Raw genomic sequence first — 15,789 nt, forward strand, 5'->3', positions numbered from 1 at the left:
GAGGCTGCCTGCTATTAGGGCTAAGGCGAGGGTTCCTCCCTCTAACCAAGGGGGATGTCGGGTCTACATGGCTGATTCCTGTAAAGCATCTAATACAAGTGTAGTTATCCCCTATCGATAGGGATTGTAATTCCCGATTAGCTGGTTATAATGCCTGCCTCTCGAATGATTACCTCGGCTGTGGCGCTAAAGCAGACGAGCTAAGAGACAAGTTTTTGCCTGGTGGCAATAGCGTTGTGGAACCACCTGACTCCATGCCGAACTCAGAAGTGAAACGCAACTGCGCCGATGATAGTGTGGGGCTTCCCCATGTGAAAGTAGGTCACTGCCAGGCTCTCAATAAAAAGGCCCTGCTCATTGAGCGGGGCCTTTTTGCATTCAGCGCACACTAAACTGACCTAGTTTTGCATGGGGAAGCAGGTAAAGAGCGCGCCTATGGCGCAACAAACCCCATGTGAAAGGCTTCGCGGTATATCAATAGAACAGAGACTGGCTCTTAAGAGCGCGCCTTTGGCGTATCAATCCCCTTGTGTATGTGAGGCGCAGCGCACCGAACCGAACGGCAGGCTTCGATGTTACCTCTGGTATTGGCTCCGAATTACCACGCGCAGTGAAGTGACCTAGTAGATCTTACTCAGTGACAGACTTCCCCCATGAGCACAATAGGTTAGTCTTCATCCTCGCCCTGCGTGCTATAGCGGCGCCTAGCTCTGGCTAACGTTCCTTCACCACTTTGTGCCTGAGATCCGCGATGTACCTAAGCAGCGCACCAAAACCGGCACTAATCACCCGTCGTACCCATGGCTCGGTATATCTGGCTATCACAAACGAGACTGCCATTAAGCACCCCACAACACCGATGGGCACTATCACCTGATAAGGTTCAGGGACGTACCTAGCGAAGTGGGCTGTAAGTGCAATCAATGCGTTTTCGTGGATCAGATAAAGCGGATAGCTGATAAACCCGGTAAACAGCAGTGGTGCGCTGCACAGGGCGCGTTGAAGCAGGCTGAGCTTAAGTGCTGCGGGAAATAGGCCAGTCACCAGCATTGTGGCTATAAACGTGGCGGTGTTCAGGCGACTGGAGGCTATCGCAGCGAGCAGCAATACCGCGATGCCAAAGGCAAAACGGCTGTGGTTTTCGGCCTCATGAGTGGATTGATAAAACAAAGCACCAGCAGCGAACCATGCGAAGTATTGCCACGAGCCAAGTAGGCTTAGCTGGTAGCAGTAGGCTATGGTCGAGTTTGGGAAATAATGGTAGGCGATTTCAGCGAGCAGCGCGAACACGTAGAGACTCAGTAGTAACGGCACTAAGCTGCGCTTACCGATAAAGAAGTAACAAGTCGCCGCCAACAGGTAGAATTTGAACTCCACATAGAGCGACCAAAACGCGCCTTCGATACTGTGCCATTCTCCACCGAATAGCTGGGATAGCCAGGCGGGTTCAATCAAGCTTAAGCTGGGGATTAACTGAGAAAGCTGAGGCATGCCGCCGGGCCTTTGGCCAATTATCGGGGCGGTAGCAAAGATTAGAGCACAGGCTATCAGCATGGCCGGGAACAGCCGTAGCCAACGTTTTGCGATAAAGCCGCTAGCCGTTGTACTGCGTTCCAGCGTCAGCAGTATCACGTAGCCAGAGATAACAAAAAATAACTGTACCCCAAGGTAGCCATACTGAAATGCAGGGACATCAGCCCAGAGGTCGGCATAGGGGAGATACTCCGGCCAGCGGGCATAGGCGTGGAAGCCGATAACCAACATTATGGCTATGCCACGTAGGCCATCGATATAGTGAACGCGCTGCTGCATATTCCCTCCCGGACAAACCGTCAGGTTAGGCAACAGCAATTCACGTTCCTGTTCTTAAAACACTTTTAAAATCAACCGATAAAGTGACGCTGTGAATGGCGTTTGCATTCTGCAAATGGGTTAGCTTGCGCTTAACGTAGCCTGCAACCAACGCTCAAGCGATTTGATTTGCTGATGGCCGATGGTATGGCTGATCGGATAAAGCTCCAGCTCTGGCTGTAGTCCCAATGCTTCGAGGTGTTGTTTGGCATGGTCGGCAAGCGCTGGTGCTACCACATCGTCTACGCTGCCGTGTTGAATCAAGATGGGCAAGGGCTTGCTTGAATCGAAACGGCTTAGCTCGCTGGGCACGTAGCTGGACATAACCACTAGGCCTGCCAGTAGCTCGGGGTGAGAAAGTGCCGTTTGATAGGCGATCGCGCCGCCTTGGGAAAAGCCCGCCAGCACCACTTTCTCGATACCTTGTTTGCGTTGCTGGACAATCAGCTCACGCACTGTCTGGGATATCTGCTCTATATGCTGATGATTGAGCTCTCTCTGCGGCTCAAAGCGCAGGATATCGTACCAAGCACGCATCTCGTAGCCGCCGTTAGCGGTTACCCGGCGATAAGGTGCTGCGGGAAAGATAAAGCGAGTGCGGGGCAGGCCCGGTGAAAGCAACTTGGCGATAGGGGCAACATCTTGAGGGGCTGCGCCCAAGCCATGCAGGCAGATAAAAGCACTGTCGGCGGGTAGCTGGCTTTCGATAACAAGGGATTCAAGCATGATTGGCTACTTACGATGAACTTAAGTCAGACTGACTGGGCTGGGAGTGGTCATGAGCTTATCTAACCAGAGTGCGCGCTCAACATCAAACAGCCCTTGGCGGCGCGCCTGAACGCGGCTGAGGCGGCCCTCAAACTGATCGATCATCAATTGCACGTTACGGTTATTGGCATCCAGCCAGCAATCACTGTCGCTGTACTCGCCTTGATTAACAGGGCGCCCATTGAGGATGACCGGACGATACTGCCACGCTTGGCCGGGATAGTAGTAGCCGGAGAACTGCATGCTACCGTTACTACCGACTAGCTCTAGGTGATGGTAAATACCTTCAAATCCGCTCAGGCTAAAGCTCAGTTCTAGCTGGGTATCGCCACAGGCAAACTGCAGCTCCAGTTGTCGCGCGTAGCTGCGCCGCTTTAACAAGCGGGGCTCACCAAACTGATGGAGCAGCCAAGCCAGAGGGTGGGAGCTGGTCTCAAGTATCCATTGTTCCAAGGTAAACTGCAGCGGCAAGTTAACCGCAGAGCGCAGCTTGACCTTACTCACGGTACCAAGCTCGCCAAGGTGTTGCGCTGCCAGCTGGGCCGTCTGCAATTGGGGGAAGGCATAGTTCACCCACAGCTGGTCAGCATGGGCGGGTAGTGAGTGTTGCGGGCTGCGCGTTCCGAGCAGTGGCTTCTCGCAGATCAATGAGGGGCCGTCCAATTGGCTGAGGATAGCGCTATGGCTATCTGCCGGGCTGGCTACAATCACCAGATCGCAATCCAGCGCATCAACGACATCGGTGCTATAGCCGCTAAAGCCTTCGCGCTTGGCGATAACGGCCAGTTGAGTGGGATCTTGGCCGACTAACAGCTTGGGCTGAATGCCGCGCTCGCGCAGCGGTCGCAGGTAGGTTAATCCCCAGTTGCTGCCGATAATCGCGGCGCTGCGAATGACCTTGCTCATGCTTGGTTTGGCGCCTTGGTCGCCACCTTAGCAGCCACCACCATAAAGCGTGCTCCGTGCTCGCCTGCGCTCACCGCATGGGCCTGACCGCACAGGATGCAGTGACAATCCCCGGGCAATAACTCAACGCATCGTTGCTGCTGTTGATCATACAAGGTGATGGTGAGGCTACCCTCCAGTAGGTAGTAGAGCTCTTCGGTATCGTGATGCTGGTGCAAGCCAATCACCGCATGGGGCTCGAGGTGGGAGTCCATAAACAGCTCTACGCCACTTTTGAGCAGGCCTTCGGCTTTACCCGGTTCTTCGCAATAGAGCCACTTACCAACGAGCGCACCGCTGCCTTGCTGGCCGCTGGGGGCGGCGGGGTTATGGTGCGCAGCCTGATAGCTCACCCGGCTGATCTCTGCATCACGTTTAAACTGTGGATCGGTACCGCTAAAAACGGGCGCATCGCCGTGGTGGAACTGCTCTGCGCTAAAGTGTGGACTGGAATTCTTCATAGACGCCAAGGGCTAAGCGAACGTGCCGCTATCATGCCTTTTTATCAAACCCGCATAAAGCTAAACTTAGCCCAGCACTAAGCGTTGAGAAATAACATGTTTGATGAAATAGATGAGCTAAAAGCGGCCGATCAAAGTGGCGACTATCCCATGGAGTTGCCAAATGAGGTGCAGTTGGTTGAGGTTGAGGAACAGCTTCTGATGGCGATGCCTAGCGACTTACGTACCTTTCAGCTTACGGTAAGCAACCTGGTGATTGGCAGTTTGGAGCCGGTGACCATTGCCGATCCGAATATGCATACCTACCTGCCCGAGGTGGCGGCCGAGGCCTGGAGTCAAGGCGTGCCACGCCATCTTATCCCGATCTGCCAGCGGGGCGAGGACTACTACGTTATCCGCGAAGACAACCAGATTGGCCTGTGGCAGGGCTTTGATGATGTCGAGCCCAAGTGGGAAACCATCTGGGACTGGGCCATGGAAGTGTGGCTGATCAGCTAAGCATGAGCCAGCCCGAATACCTGCAGCGCTTTTATCTGGTGATTGCCAATATCCCCGCCGGCCAAGTGTGTACCTACGGTAAGGTCGCCGAGATGGCCGGCTACCCACGGATGGCCCGAGCGGTCGGGCGCTGCCTCAAACAATTGCCCAAAGACAGCCGGCTTCCTTGGTTTCGGGTGATCAACGCCAAGGGTGAGCTGTCTTTTCCCAAGGGCTCAGATGCCTATTTACGCCAACGCGCGCACTTGGAAGAAGAGGGCGTGGTGTTTATCGGCGCGAAGGTCCGGCTCAAAGACTATCTGTGGCAGGGCGGTTAGCTAACCTGTTCCATCTCTGGCAACAGCTCCAGCTCCATTAACAGTTCTTCGGCAATAGCTTCGATCTCTTGGGCAGCATGCCCATCAGGTTCCAGCTCCCCCACGCTATAGCCCGAGGCCTGGCAGTCGTCGTAGATGTCCAGTTCATGGGTGGCGGCAGACAACAGCTTGACCCCGTTGTCGCGACACACCTGGATCGCATCGGCAAGGCGCGCTTGCAGGGGCGTGGCGACCGGGCATTGGGTGAGCACAATGGCATGCTTGAGCTTGCGATTAACCAACTTGCAGGTATAGATTAGCTCGTTGAGTTGAGAGAGGGTGCGCAGGTCGCCCAACTTGGGGCGCAGTGGCAACAGGGCATAGTCGGCCACCATAAAGCTGGAGCGGAGGGCACGCTGATCGCTGCTGCCGCAATCGACGATCACGATGCCATAGCTGCGTTGCAGGCTGGCCAGATCGTTGCCGATATTACCGTAGAGTTGTACGCAATCGATTTTCGGTAGTGATAGTTGTTGCCGTGCTTGCTCCCATTGCGATGTGCAGCGCTGGGGATCGCAATCGACCAACGCCACCCGGCTTTGGGTGCGCAGTTGCAAACAAGCGGCAAGGTTCTGTGAGAGGCTGGTCTTTCCGGTACCACCCTTCTCCCCGCCAACAAGTATTATCATTGTAAGTCCTTGGGGCCCCCATCTTCATGAGATAGGGCTCTGCTTTTTTTGTAAGTTAGTCGCTCCCACCTATGTTTGGTAGGATGGCGGATATTTAAGCAATAACAAGTACTTAATGGCAAGTGAATTGTTTGATTTTTAGTTATTTCTACACAAATAGAGGGCAAATTGACGCAAGATTCGGTGGTTCGCTGCAGTGAGGAGAACTGGAGCGTGTATATGATTCGTACCCGCCATGGGCATCTATATACAGGCATCACTAACGATGTCGAGCGACGCTTTCACTCTCATCAACACGCCAGCCAAGGTGCGAAGTTTCTCAAGGGAAAGGGGCCACTGTTATTGGTGTTTCAACAAAAGGTGGGCAGTAAATCCCAAGCCGCCCGTTACGAGTACCGGATCAAACGACTACCCAAGCGCTGCAAGGAGTCGTTGGTTGCGGGAACCGCGGCATTGGATGAGTTGGTGGTGCTTGATTGAGTTTTATTGCTAGCTGCCGCTACCCTCTCCAGAATCAATTAAATTGATATTCACTATGAAAATTATCAGATATTAATTATTGCTGAATTCAATAGACTGCTACTCCGGTAACAATTGCCGCTCAGTAACTTACCTGATGTGAGTTCTCTGGAAGTGGCGAGCAGGGGAGTGGGTCGTGTCTGCTAAAATTCATCGTTTTCCTAAAGCTGCAGCAACCAGTCTGGTTGAAGATGCAGCGAGCTATGGCAGCGCCAAAGTGGCAAAAGCCAAAGCTCAGTCGCTTGGCTTGGCGGTCTTTGCCGGCGTATTCATCGCGATTGCCTTCATTTTCTACACCACGGTGACCACCGGTGCAGCGACCATGCCATGGGGTATGACGCGTCTGGCCGGTGGGCTGGCGTTTAGCTTGGGGCTGATGCTGGTTGTGGTCTGTGGTGGAGAGCTGTTTACCAGCACCGTGCTGAGCTCGGTCGCTTGGGCGGAAGGGCATGTTCGCGGACGTGACTTGCTGACCTGCTGGGCGCGAGTCTATCTGGGCAACCTGATTGGTGCCTTTGTGATGTTGGCCTTGGTGCTAATGGCTAAGTTGCCAGAGCTACATGCCGGTGCCTGGGGCGTCAATGTACTGAACATCGCTCAACATAAGATTCACCATAGCTGGCTGCAGGCATTTAGCTTGGGTCTGCTTTGTAACATGCTGGTTTGCTTAGGTATTTGGATGACCTTTACCTGCAAAGAGTCGTGGGCGAAAAGTCTGATGCTGATTCTGCCAGTGGCGATGTTTGTCAGCACCGGCTTTGAGCACAGCATTGCCAACATGTTCATGGTGCCACTGGGCATTATGACCCGCAGCCTGTCAGGCAGCTATCTGAATCTGGGCGAAGGGGTCGAGATTGCGCATTACGCCGATCTGACCTGGCTGCACTTTGTTATGCACAACCTGATCCCGGTCACCTTGGGCAATATTGTAGGTGGCGCGGTGTTTATCGGGCTGGGTAACTGGTATGTGGAACAAGCCAGTGGCCACAAAAAACCGAGTGCTGCTAATGCACTTTCATCCAATCCGCTTGAGGAGTACTCATTTATGTATCAGCGTTTATCTTCAACCCTTGTTGCGGATCTTATGGAAGAGAATCCGTTTGCCCTTAACCAAGATATTACCGTCAAACAGGCGCTTAGCCAGTTGGTTGATTACCGTCTACGCGGTGCGCCAGTTGTCGCTGAAGACGGCAGCTACCTGGGCTTTTTGAGCGAGCAAGACCTGCTGCGCCTATGGTGGTCAGAAGAGTTCGATCAAGACTCTAGCACCACCGTGGAGAGCTTGGTAAAACGCAAGACCAAGGTGTTATCACCCAACGAGAGCCTGATTGAGGTGCTCGAGTTGATGATTGTGAACAAAGACAAGCTTTACCCAGTTAACGGTGGTGGCTTCTTAATGAGTCATGAACCACAAAGCTTTGAGCAACGCCTGTTGGAAGCGGCCTCCCATATGCCTAGCCAGTATCCGGTTGTTGAGAACGGTCGACTGCTCGGGATGCTTCGCCGTTCGGAGCTGGCTGCATTTATCAGCCGCGGCAAAGAGGTTGCCAAAGAAGGCCAAGCCGCCTAGGTCTACAAACCTGAGTTAGCTGGCCAATTACCCCGGCGGCGCACCAGCCGCCGGGCTTCCCGCAATATCCCCTCTCTTATCGGACTCTCCAAACTGTCATTCCGCCAGATAAACGAGATACTGCGATGCAAGTCCAGCTCCGGCGTGTTGATAATCACCAATCGTTCAGCCTCCACATCGTTGGCCGCATCAAAGTAGGGAATGCAGCTTAGGTAGGGGCCGTTCGCTACGAGCGCTTTGATAACCGCCACGCTGTCGTACTCTCGCCATACGTTAACTGTTTCCAGCTTACCTTGCACCGCGCCATTAAAGGTGCGTCGGGTGCCTGCGCCAGATGAGCGCAATATCCACTGGGCCTGCTCTAACTGCGACAACGATACTTGCTCATAGCCGGCATAGGGGTGATGAGGCGAAGCGATGATGACCAAGTGGTCATCCAGCCAGGCTTCGCGATGTAGCCTGGGGTCGTCGCTCAGCCAACCTTCGATAACACCTAGGTCGGACTCGAAATCGAGCAGGCTCTCGATCACTCGGTCGCTATTGGCCGAGGTGAGCTCGATATGAATATCGGGAAAGTCACTATCAATCTTACTGATTAGGGTTGGCAATAAATGTTCAGCCGCGGTTTGGCTGGCACAAACCCGAATCGCGCCGCTAAGTACATGCTGATGATGCAGCCCAGAGACAATCTCATCGGCAGATTGCAGCAGCTGTTTGGCGCGCGGCCTGAGCCAGTTGCCCCAATGACTCAATACCAGACGATTCCCTCTTCTTTCAAAGAGTTGCCGATCAAGCTGCTTTTCCAGCTGCTGCAAAGACATGCTCACTGCCGATTGGGTCATCGACAATGCTTTGGCGGCATCACTGACGCTCTCTGCGCTGGCAACCGCATCAAAAACACTTAGCTGTTTGAGGGTATATTTACGCATATTCGGCAAAATCCAAGCTAAAAACCATCAATATAATTGATGGTAAGCTAAAGGAAAATTAGATGGGGTGAATTCGGGGCTTTCTAATGTGATCTTGCGCAGGGGTAGAGCTTAATACTGCTCACCATTGATTGTAGCAATGATTCTGCGGGAGCCGCCGTGGTTGCGGTGTTCGCCCAAGTAGATACCCTGCCAGGTACCCAAGGCAAACTGACCGTCGCGGATCGGTAGGCTGAGGCTAACGCCGAGTAGACTGCTCTTGATATGGGCGGGCATATCGTCGGCACCTTCATAGGTGTGCTGATAGTAAGGTGCGTTCTCTGGCGCTAGTCGCAGGAAGTGGGCTTCCATGTCGCTACGCACGCTGGGGTCGGCGTTCTCATTCAGGGTCAGGCTGGCGCTGGTGTGCAGTAAGGTCAATTGACACAGGCCCACTTGGTAGTTTGAGAGCATGGAAAGGTGTCTGCTCACCTCGTCGGTTATCAAGTGAAAGCCTCGGGCGCGAGGCTTTAAGCTGAAGCTATGTTGTTGCCACATGGCTATAGGTTCCTTTGATCGGATAGGGTTACGCAAATCTTCAGGAGCTGCGCTCCTAGAATGAAGCGATAATCGCGGTTAACCCTGATATAGCACAAAGCCCCAACGACCAATAGCGCATCTGCTCCGGAGGAAGCCAACGGCGCACTTTCTTGGAAGCCCGTGATGCCAGAATTACCGCCGGGATGAGCGGCAAGCTTGCCATCAGGTGTTGCCAGCTCATATAACCAGTAGGGATCTGGACCGCCAAAGACATCAGGCTACTGGCCAGGAAGAACGCCGCCAAGTTAGCCCGCAGCAGGTCGGCCTGTTGATGCTGCATCAGCAGCGCCATCGGCGGGCCTCCAATTGAGGTACTGGTACCCATAAAGCCGGATAGAAAGCCAGCTACGGCCAGCCTCCTTGGGGTGGGATTAACCCGAAATGGTAACAAGCTGATTACTACGGCGATTAGCACCGCTACGCCAAGCCATAGCGATAGTTCGGCGACATCAATCTGCGTGAGCAAGACACCACCGACAATAGAGCCAGGTAGTCGACCAATAAGCGCCGCTTTCAGGCCGCCTAAGGAGATATTCTTGCGGTTCTCATAGCTGCTCAGGATTGAGACAACCAGCGCGAGGATAACCAGTGGGCCGGGTACATAGATGGGAGAGAGCAAGAACAGTAGCGGAGCTGCTACCACCGCCATGCCAAAGCCAACGGTGTACTGCACTAATGCGCCAAGGAAAACTAAACAGAAAGCAGCTAACGAAATCACGACTAATAACCACTAGATAGACTGTGATCAGGATAACAGCTTTCTGTTTTAAGGTATTGATCTAAGCAGGCTTTGCCACGGCCAGCGGGCGGCTCCCTTCGGCTTCACTTTGCATCGCCAACTCGATGAGATAGATCACCAAGCGGGCTTGCTCAATGGTCACCTCCAACGGTGCTTCGCCGCGGATTGCGGCTGCGACATTTTGATAAAACGCCGGGTAGTTGCCGCGTTGCATCTTTTGATGCACCAAGGCCTTATTGGCGAGGTGACACTCACTGCGCTGCACGTCTTTGCCAAAGTGCTTGGCATTGGGTGACAGGCCAGCGGCAAGTTGCGACTCTTGGGGATCGGTGCCCCACTTGGCGTAGGAGCCCAGAGCGCCATGCAGTTCATAGCGAGGGCCGGGCTCAACCACCAATGAGTTGCAGCTAAGTTGTACGTTCAGCCCCGGATAGTACAACTGAATATCAAAGAAATCCGGTGCTTGCGCACCGCTGCGTAGGGCTTTTACCTGGGCAGACAGGCGCTCTGGCAGGCCGAACAGGCACAGCGCCTGATCGAGCAAATGGGCGCCCAAGTCGTAAAGTACCCCACCGCCGGCGGAGGCTTGCTCCTTCCAGCGCTGCTTAACCTGAGGGCGGTAGCGGTGAAAGTGGGTCTTGTAGGTGTGCAACTGCCCCAGTTTTTGCTCGTCCAAAAGCTGCTTAATGGTCTGAAAGTCGCCATCCCAGCGGCGGTTATGGAAGATGCTTAAACAGCGTTGCTGCTGCTCGGCAAGCTCTGCCAACACCTGACACTCTTCACTTTGAATGGCGACCGGTTTTTCTACTACCACATGCTTACCGGCCAACAAGGCTTGCTGGGCAAAAGGCGCATGCAGATCGTTGGGGGTGGCAATCACCACCAGGTCGATGGTTGGGTCTGCCAGTAGCGCCTCAAAGCTGGCGGTTTTGGCATCTGGATAGAGCTCAGCAATGACTTGCTGCTGACTGCTGACAATAGTGCTTAGGTGAAAATCCTCACTGGCACTGAGTAAGGGGGCATGGAATACCCGCCCTGATAGGCCAAAGCCGACAATGGCTGCGTTTAACATGCGAAGCTCCCGTTGTTTATCTGTCTATAGTCCAAAGCTTAACGCCATCAGTTTGCCGATTATTTACAGTCAGCAAAACCAGTTGTTGATCCTGGGTGGTGAGTGACAATGCCCGCTCGTCATTATCTAACGGCAGCAAGTAGGGCCGTAATGCCGGGTTGGCAAGGGAGCTAATCTCTATCAACAGCTGGTGGCTGCGGCTTAAGCCCAGTAAGGTGCCACGGTGGACCGCCAAGCTATCGATGCTGTAGCTACTGTCGCCATTGCTTAGCGGTGGCAGCTCGAGGGTTTTCTGCAGTTTCAGCTCGCGATCAAACAGGTAGCACAGGCGCTTGCCTTGCTGCTCACAGGCAATCAGTTGTTGCGATTCTGCAAGCCAGGCAAACGCGGCGAGCTGATGGGACAGGCCATCGCGCAGCAGCTTGCGGCGATGGGCTAAGCGAGAGGTGGCATAGTCGCCAAACAGCAGAAAGCGCCCCTGTCCGTCGAGGGCGGCCAACTGCTGGTCGATGATGCTGAAATCGCTGACATTGCCAGAGGCGGGCAGCGGCACGCTATCGCTGGTGGAGAGCTGGGCGTCAAAACGATAGAGCATGGAATTTTGATTGGCTAGCTTATCTTGGGGCAGGGCGCTGCTAATCCACCACTGCTGCAGTGGCTCTAGCCATACTATCGCACTCGGGGTTGCCGGAAACTCACCATAAGCCAGCGGGGTGAGCTGGGCCGACGGGCTGTTTACCGGTGCTTGAGCGCTTGGTGGTGGGAAGGCTACCCGCCCCACTAAACCCACTGCGATGACCAACACTACGGCCGCGAATACTTTCCACATCAGATTCTTCCATTATTCCATGCCGCAGCGGTGTCGTAGAAATCAACAACAAAAAACACTAGCAACAATCTAAAAATCACAATCCTTGTTGGGGAGGATTTTGCGTATCTTGGAGCGACTATACAAGGAGAGACTATGCTCAATCGCTCGCTAATCCATGATATTCAACAGGCGCTGCGTAGCAACCTGATACCGGGAATTTTGCTACAGCTGTTTGCCCTGATGTTGGCGCTTAGCTACTTCCACTGGCCTGCCGCGCAGTTAGCATTTGACCAACTCGCATCGCTTAAGGCGCAGTACCAATGGCGTTTTAGCGCTGTCGCCACCGCGCTGTTTGGCGGGCTAATCCCCTTCGCGATTGCTTATTGGAGTGGTCAGGTGAGCGGGCGTATCTGGCCGCAGATTCTCTGTTTGGGGCTGCTATGGGCTTACAAAGGGGTAGAGGTTGATTTGGTGTACCAGTGGCAGGCGCGGGTGTTTGGCGAAGGGGCAGACTGGCAAACCGTAGCCACCAAGGTGGCGGTGGATCAGTTTATCTACGCCGCACTATGGTCGATTCCGGGTATCGCTCTGGTCTATCACTGGAAGGATCGCGGCTTTGTCTTTCGGGGTATGGGGCGGGAGCTAAACCGCCGTTTCTGGCAGCAAAAAGTGCTGAGTATGGTGTTGACCAACTGGCTGATCTGGATACCGGCAGTGGCGATTGTCTACACCATGCCGCTAAACCTGCAGATCCCCTTGTTTAACATTGTGCTGTGTTTCTTTAGCCTGTTGGTGGCGATGCTAAGCAAGCCGCCGGTTGAGGCAGCTAGCTTGACAAACTAAATCACTAGTTGAGGATTGGCATCACCCGGTTGCGCCCGAGTCGCTTGGCCTCGTAAAGCTGTTTGTCAGCCTCTTCGACCGGCGAGCGTTTCGGTGACAATTTGTCGAAAACCGCCACCCCAAAGGAGGTGGTGATGTTCTTGATCTGGCGATTGGCGCGGCGGTCTTTGAGCGATAGCTTTTCAATTGCCCGGCGCATGGTTTCTGCCAGGTAGCGGGCTTTACGCAGATCGGCATCGGGCATCAGAATCATAAACTCTTCACCGCCATAGCGATAAATCTTCATGCCTTCGCGGCAGCCCTCACTTAAGCGCTTGGCTACCACCTTTAGCACTTGATCGCCGAGCACATGCCCGTAGTTATCGTTAAATGCCTTGAAATGGTCGATATCGCAGGCGATTACCGCAAACTCGCGCTTATGTTGCAGGAGTTGCTGGTAATCGAGATCGAAAGCGCGACGGTTATAGATGCCGGTCAGGGCATCGTGCATGGCTTGCACTTCGGTTTGCTTGAGCTGGTCTTTCAGCTTGGAAATTTCTTCCTGGGCGCTGCTTAGCTGCTCATTAAAGAAGTTGGTGCTTTTGCGGATAGTCGCGGCTTGATCGATCAGGTGGCGGACAAGGTCCATAACCTGATCCAGCGCCATGCCATCACGCTCGGCGTTCTCCAGTTTTTCGAAGCTGCTGTCGATGGTGCTTTGGAAGTTAGCAGTGTCGGTACCTGTATCACGCATGGTGTGCTGCAGCTCCTGCACCATGGCTTCCAGGTTCTGACGCATTTCTTTAACCTCAAGGTTTTGCTCTTCCTCGATAAACTGGTTGTAGAGCAGATCTCCTTGGGAAGGAGGAATCGTCTGATAGGTGTCGAGGGTTTGCTCCATGGCCTGTTTTAACTCGGCTTTGTTGTTCTCGACATAGAGATACCAAAGAGCGTAGTTATGCGGGGTAGCAGCAATCTTGTGTTTCATCATCAAGGCAACGGACTTCTTAAGTACAGCCGTTGCCTTGGCAAATAAGCGATCTGACATACAACTTCCGGTCTAGCGGTGAAACATTAAAGCGTGTTCGGGTTAACCATCCTGACATGCGTAGGCTGAGACCAGCAGCTCGTCGCCTTGGTCATAGCTGAGCTCTAGTATATGCAGCGTGTCGCCGCCTAGCTCGCGATTAACCTGACTGAACTCCGCTTGTTGTTGCTCCCAGCGCTCTTTAGAGGTTCCCAAAGTCGCGAGGATAAGGCAAGCCTGCATATCGCTGGCATTATAGGAAACACCAGATGAAGGGCCGTCCGATTGTGAGGAACACGCGCCCAAGGCCAAGCTCGCCATTGCCACACACCATGCTAATTTCATTACCCATCCTCCGCTGAAGAGCCCGCTTAATCAGTGCGCCGTGAATCAGGCGAATTAAGCCGGCTGGTTTAGAATTACCTCTAAAAGACAAGCACTTACTGGTATTAATCCATTCGTATTGGGCGTTAAAGGCGGCAGCAAACGCGCACTTGTCTAACCCGATCATTAGCTTAGTAAATATATGGCCAAAGGAGCAGAAATTCTCCGCTGATGCAGAGTAGAATGGGCGCGGGAAAGATCAACACCACTATAAGGAAATACCATGCTAAGTTCTCAGCAAGCATTGCAACTTTGTCAAATTGCCCTGCAGCTCGCCCAACAAAATCAGTAAGCGATAGCGGTTGCAGTCGTCGATAGCCATGGCGAACTGATGGCATTTACTCGCCACGATGGCGTGGGCTTGCCGTCGATCCATTTAGCGCAAAACAAAACCTATACCGCAGCCAGAGAACGTCAGCCATCGGGCAACCTCGGACAATGGGCGCGCGATACCGGCAAAGACATGGGTTACTGGAACGATGCGCGGGTAACCGGTTTTAAGGGCGGCCTTCCGATCTTCGTCGATGAGCAGTGTGTGGGCGCGATCGGTGTCTCAGGGCTAAGCGAGGAAGAAGATGAAGCCTTGGCGTCGCAGGCCATCGATGTGCAGCGATTGCAGTAGCAGCGCGAGTTTCAGCTAATAAAAAGCCCGCTATGCGCGGGCTTTTTGGTGTCTATTGGTGCTGGAGATTACTTCTCTAGCAGGATGCGGAGCATCCGACGCAGCGGCTCGGCAGCGCCCCATAGTAGCTGATCGCCCACGGTGAACGCGGCAACGTACTCAGGACCCATGGCCAGCTTACGGATACGGCCTACCGGAATGCTCAGGGTACCGGTAACCTTGGTCGGGCTAAGTTCTAGGGCGGTGATGTCGCGCTCGTTGGGAATCACTTTCACCCAGTCGTTGTGCTCGGCGATAATTTTCTCGATCTCTTCCACCGCTACATCTTGCTTGAGCTTGATGGTTAGCGCTTGGCTGTGGCAGCGCATCGCACCTACGCGAACGCAGATACCGTCGATAGGGGTTTGGTTATCAGAGGTGCCCAAGATCTTGTTGGCTTCTACCTGGGCTTTCCACTCTTCCTTGCTCTGGCCGCTGGCTACTGGCACATCAATCCATGGGATCAGGCTGCCTGCCAGAGGAACACCGAACTGGTCGGTTGGGAAGTCTTCGCTGCGCATGGTCTCGGCCACTTTCTTGTCGATGTCGAGAATGGCTGACGCGGGGTCGGTCAGTTGCTCGGCAACTTCATCGCGCAGTACGCCCATTTGTGAGATCAGCTCGCGCATGTTACGGGCACCGGCACCAGAGGCGGCTTGATAGGTCATTGGGCTTACCCACTCCACCAAGTCTTTCTCGAACAGACCGCCGATGGCCATCAGCAGCAGTGATACGGTGCAGTTACCGCCGACGAAGGTCTTGCTGCCCGCGCTTAGGGCTTGATCGATCACGCCACGGTTGACTGGGTCGAGCACGATAATCGCTTCGTCTTGCATACGCAGGGCCGATGCGGCATCAATCCAGTAACCCTGCCAGCCGCTTTCGCGCAGCTTAGGGTAAACGTCTTTGGTGTAGTCGCCGCCTTGGCAGGTAATGATGGTGTCCATCTTGCTCAGGCTGGTGATGTCGAAGGCATCTTCCAATGTGGTGCTTCCCTTGCCTACATCTGGGCCAGGAATACCTACCTGAGAAGTACTGAAGAACACAGGATCGATATGAGCAAAGTCTTGCTCCTCTCGCATCCGCTGCATGAGCACGGAACCCACCATTCCGCGCCAGCCAATCAAACCTACTTTCATGACGACTGCTTATCCTTAAATTATGTGTG

Annotated in this window: 19 protein-coding genes and 1 rRNA gene; 7 read left to right on the forward strand and 13 right to left on the reverse strand. The window is 53.9% G+C overall.

The annotated features are described in order from the left end of the window. Positions 1 to 218: 218 nt before the first annotated feature. Positions 219 to 334: ribosomal RNA gene (gene rrf, locus G462_RS0101530) — 5S ribosomal RNA — on the forward strand. Positions 335 to 714: 380 nt separating this feature from the next. On the opposite strand, the gene G462_RS21435 is transcribed toward rrf, so the two are convergent. The 4 genes from G462_RS21435 to G462_RS21445 form a co-directional block, all read right to left on the reverse strand. Further along, positions 715 to 1,812 carry an acyltransferase family protein gene (locus G462_RS21435; protein ID WP_051326457.1) on the reverse strand — a complete coding sequence of 366 codons (1,098 nt, stop codon included), beginning with the start codon at positions 1,810 to 1,812 and terminating at the stop codon, positions 715 to 717. 120 nt (positions 1,813 to 1,932) lie between these two features. Next, the gene (locus G462_RS0101540; protein ID WP_026957413.1) at positions 1,933 to 2,577 is read right to left on the reverse strand and encodes an alpha/beta hydrolase; all 645 of its coding nucleotides are present in this window, start codon (positions 2,575 to 2,577) and stop codon (positions 1,933 to 1,935) included. Between the two features lie 21 nt (positions 2,578 to 2,598). Beyond that, positions 2,599 to 3,525: a Gfo/Idh/MocA family oxidoreductase gene (locus G462_RS21440; RefSeq protein WP_051326458.1), complete on the reverse strand. Its 927-nt coding sequence runs from the start codon at positions 3,523 to 3,525 to the stop codon at positions 2,599 to 2,601. Continuing rightward, positions 3,522 to 4,025: a cupin domain-containing protein gene (locus tag G462_RS21445; protein WP_035476424.1), complete on the reverse strand. Its 504-nt coding sequence runs from the start codon at positions 4,023 to 4,025 to the stop codon at positions 3,522 to 3,524. The genes G462_RS21440 and G462_RS21445 overlap by 4 nt, the downstream gene beginning before the upstream one ends. Before the next feature lie 96 nt (positions 4,026 to 4,121). Here G462_RS21445 and G462_RS0101555 point away from each other — a divergent pair, with 96 nt between their 5' ends. Both G462_RS0101555 and G462_RS0101560 read left to right on the forward strand, forming a co-directional pair. After that, on the forward strand, positions 4,122 to 4,523 hold the full coding sequence (locus tag G462_RS0101555; protein WP_026957414.1) for an SMI1/KNR4 family protein: 402 nt from the start codon (positions 4,122 to 4,124) through the stop codon (positions 4,521 to 4,523). Further along, a complete protein-coding gene (locus G462_RS0101560) occupies positions 4,508 to 4,840 on the forward strand; it encodes an MGMT family protein (RefSeq protein ID WP_342664469.1) in 333 nt (110 codons plus the stop codon). The genes G462_RS0101555 and G462_RS0101560 overlap by 16 nt, the downstream gene beginning before the upstream one ends. Here the strand turns inward: G462_RS0101560 and G462_RS0101565 are convergent. After that, the gene (locus G462_RS0101565) at positions 4,837 to 5,508 is read right to left on the reverse strand and encodes an AAA family ATPase (protein WP_026957416.1); all 672 of its coding nucleotides are present in this window, start codon (positions 5,506 to 5,508) and stop codon (positions 4,837 to 4,839) included. The genes G462_RS0101560 and G462_RS0101565 overlap by 4 nt on opposite strands. 168 nt (positions 5,509 to 5,676) lie before the next feature. Here G462_RS0101565 and G462_RS0101570 point away from each other — a divergent pair, with 168 nt between their 5' ends. Both G462_RS0101570 and focA read left to right on the forward strand, forming a co-directional pair. Continuing rightward, positions 5,677 to 5,988, forward strand: coding sequence for a GIY-YIG nuclease family protein (locus tag G462_RS0101570; protein ID WP_245579514.1), 312 nt, complete (start codon positions 5,677 to 5,679; stop codon positions 5,986 to 5,988). Between the two features lie 175 nt (positions 5,989 to 6,163). Further along, the gene (gene focA / locus G462_RS21450) at positions 6,164 to 7,597 is read left to right on the forward strand and encodes a formate transporter FocA (protein WP_051326459.1); all 1,434 of its coding nucleotides are present in this window, start codon (positions 6,164 to 6,166) and stop codon (positions 7,595 to 7,597) included. 2 nt (positions 7,598 to 7,599) lie between these two features. Here the strand turns inward: focA and G462_RS0101580 are convergent, their stop codons facing one another. From G462_RS0101580 to G462_RS0101600, 5 genes are all read right to left on the reverse strand, one after another. Further along, positions 7,600 to 8,526, reverse strand: a complete 927-nt coding sequence (locus G462_RS0101580; protein WP_026957418.1) for a LysR substrate-binding domain-containing protein — start codon at positions 8,524 to 8,526, stop codon at positions 7,600 to 7,602. Between the two features lie 111 nt (positions 8,527 to 8,637). Beyond that, entirely contained in the window at positions 8,638 to 9,063 is a 426-nt protein-coding gene (locus G462_RS0101585; protein ID WP_026957419.1) for a secondary thiamine-phosphate synthase enzyme YjbQ, read from the reverse strand. 55 nt (positions 9,064 to 9,118) lie between these two features. Then, the gene (locus G462_RS0101590) at positions 9,119 to 9,823 is read right to left on the reverse strand and encodes a sulfite exporter TauE/SafE family protein (RefSeq protein ID WP_026957420.1); all 705 of its coding nucleotides are present in this window, start codon (positions 9,821 to 9,823) and stop codon (positions 9,119 to 9,121) included. Positions 9,824 to 9,884: 61 nt separating this feature from the next. Further along, a complete protein-coding gene (locus G462_RS0101595) occupies positions 9,885 to 10,916 on the reverse strand; it encodes an oxidoreductase (RefSeq protein WP_026957421.1) in 1,032 nt (343 codons plus the stop codon). 16 nt (positions 10,917 to 10,932) lie between these two features. Continuing rightward, complete coding sequence (locus G462_RS0101600) at positions 10,933 to 11,745, reverse strand: hypothetical protein (protein ID WP_026957422.1); 813 nt, start codon at positions 11,743 to 11,745, stop codon at positions 10,933 to 10,935. A 135-nt stretch (positions 11,746 to 11,880) separates the two neighbouring features. Between G462_RS0101600 and G462_RS0101605 the strand changes: the two genes are divergently transcribed. Next, positions 11,881 to 12,570, forward strand: a complete 690-nt coding sequence (locus tag G462_RS0101605) for a hypothetical protein (protein ID WP_026957423.1) — start codon at positions 11,881 to 11,883, stop codon at positions 12,568 to 12,570. Positions 12,571 to 12,574: 4 nt separating this feature from the next. On the opposite strand, the gene G462_RS0101610 is transcribed toward G462_RS0101605, so the two are convergent. Both G462_RS0101610 and G462_RS0101615 read right to left on the reverse strand, forming a co-directional pair. Beyond that, complete coding sequence (locus tag G462_RS0101610) at positions 12,575 to 13,597, reverse strand: GGDEF domain-containing protein (RefSeq protein ID WP_026957424.1); 1,023 nt, start codon at positions 13,595 to 13,597, stop codon at positions 12,575 to 12,577. Positions 13,598 to 13,639: 42 nt separating this feature from the next. Next, positions 13,640 to 13,921: a hypothetical protein gene (locus tag G462_RS0101615; protein ID WP_157378532.1), complete on the reverse strand. Its 282-nt coding sequence runs from the start codon at positions 13,919 to 13,921 to the stop codon at positions 13,640 to 13,642. A gap of 334 nt (positions 13,922 to 14,255) precedes the next feature. On the opposite strand from G462_RS0101615, the gene G462_RS21455 reads away from it, so the two are divergent. Next, positions 14,256 to 14,582 (forward strand): GlcG/HbpS family heme-binding protein, encoded by a 327-nt coding sequence (locus tag G462_RS21455; RefSeq protein ID WP_281171846.1) that lies wholly within the window; start codon positions 14,256 to 14,258, stop codon positions 14,580 to 14,582. Positions 14,583 to 14,650: 68 nt separating this feature from the next. Here G462_RS21455 and asd read toward each other — a convergent pair whose 3' ends face one another. Further along, on the reverse strand, positions 14,651 to 15,760 hold the full coding sequence (asd, locus tag G462_RS0101625; protein WP_026957426.1) for an aspartate-semialdehyde dehydrogenase: 1,110 nt from the start codon (positions 15,758 to 15,760) through the stop codon (positions 14,651 to 14,653). Positions 15,761 to 15,789 lie beyond the last annotated feature (29 nt).

The organism is Aliagarivorans taiwanensis DSM 22990, assembly GCF_000429505.1.
Lineage (GTDB): Bacteria > Pseudomonadota > Gammaproteobacteria > Enterobacterales > Celerinatantimonadaceae > Aliagarivorans > Aliagarivorans taiwanensis.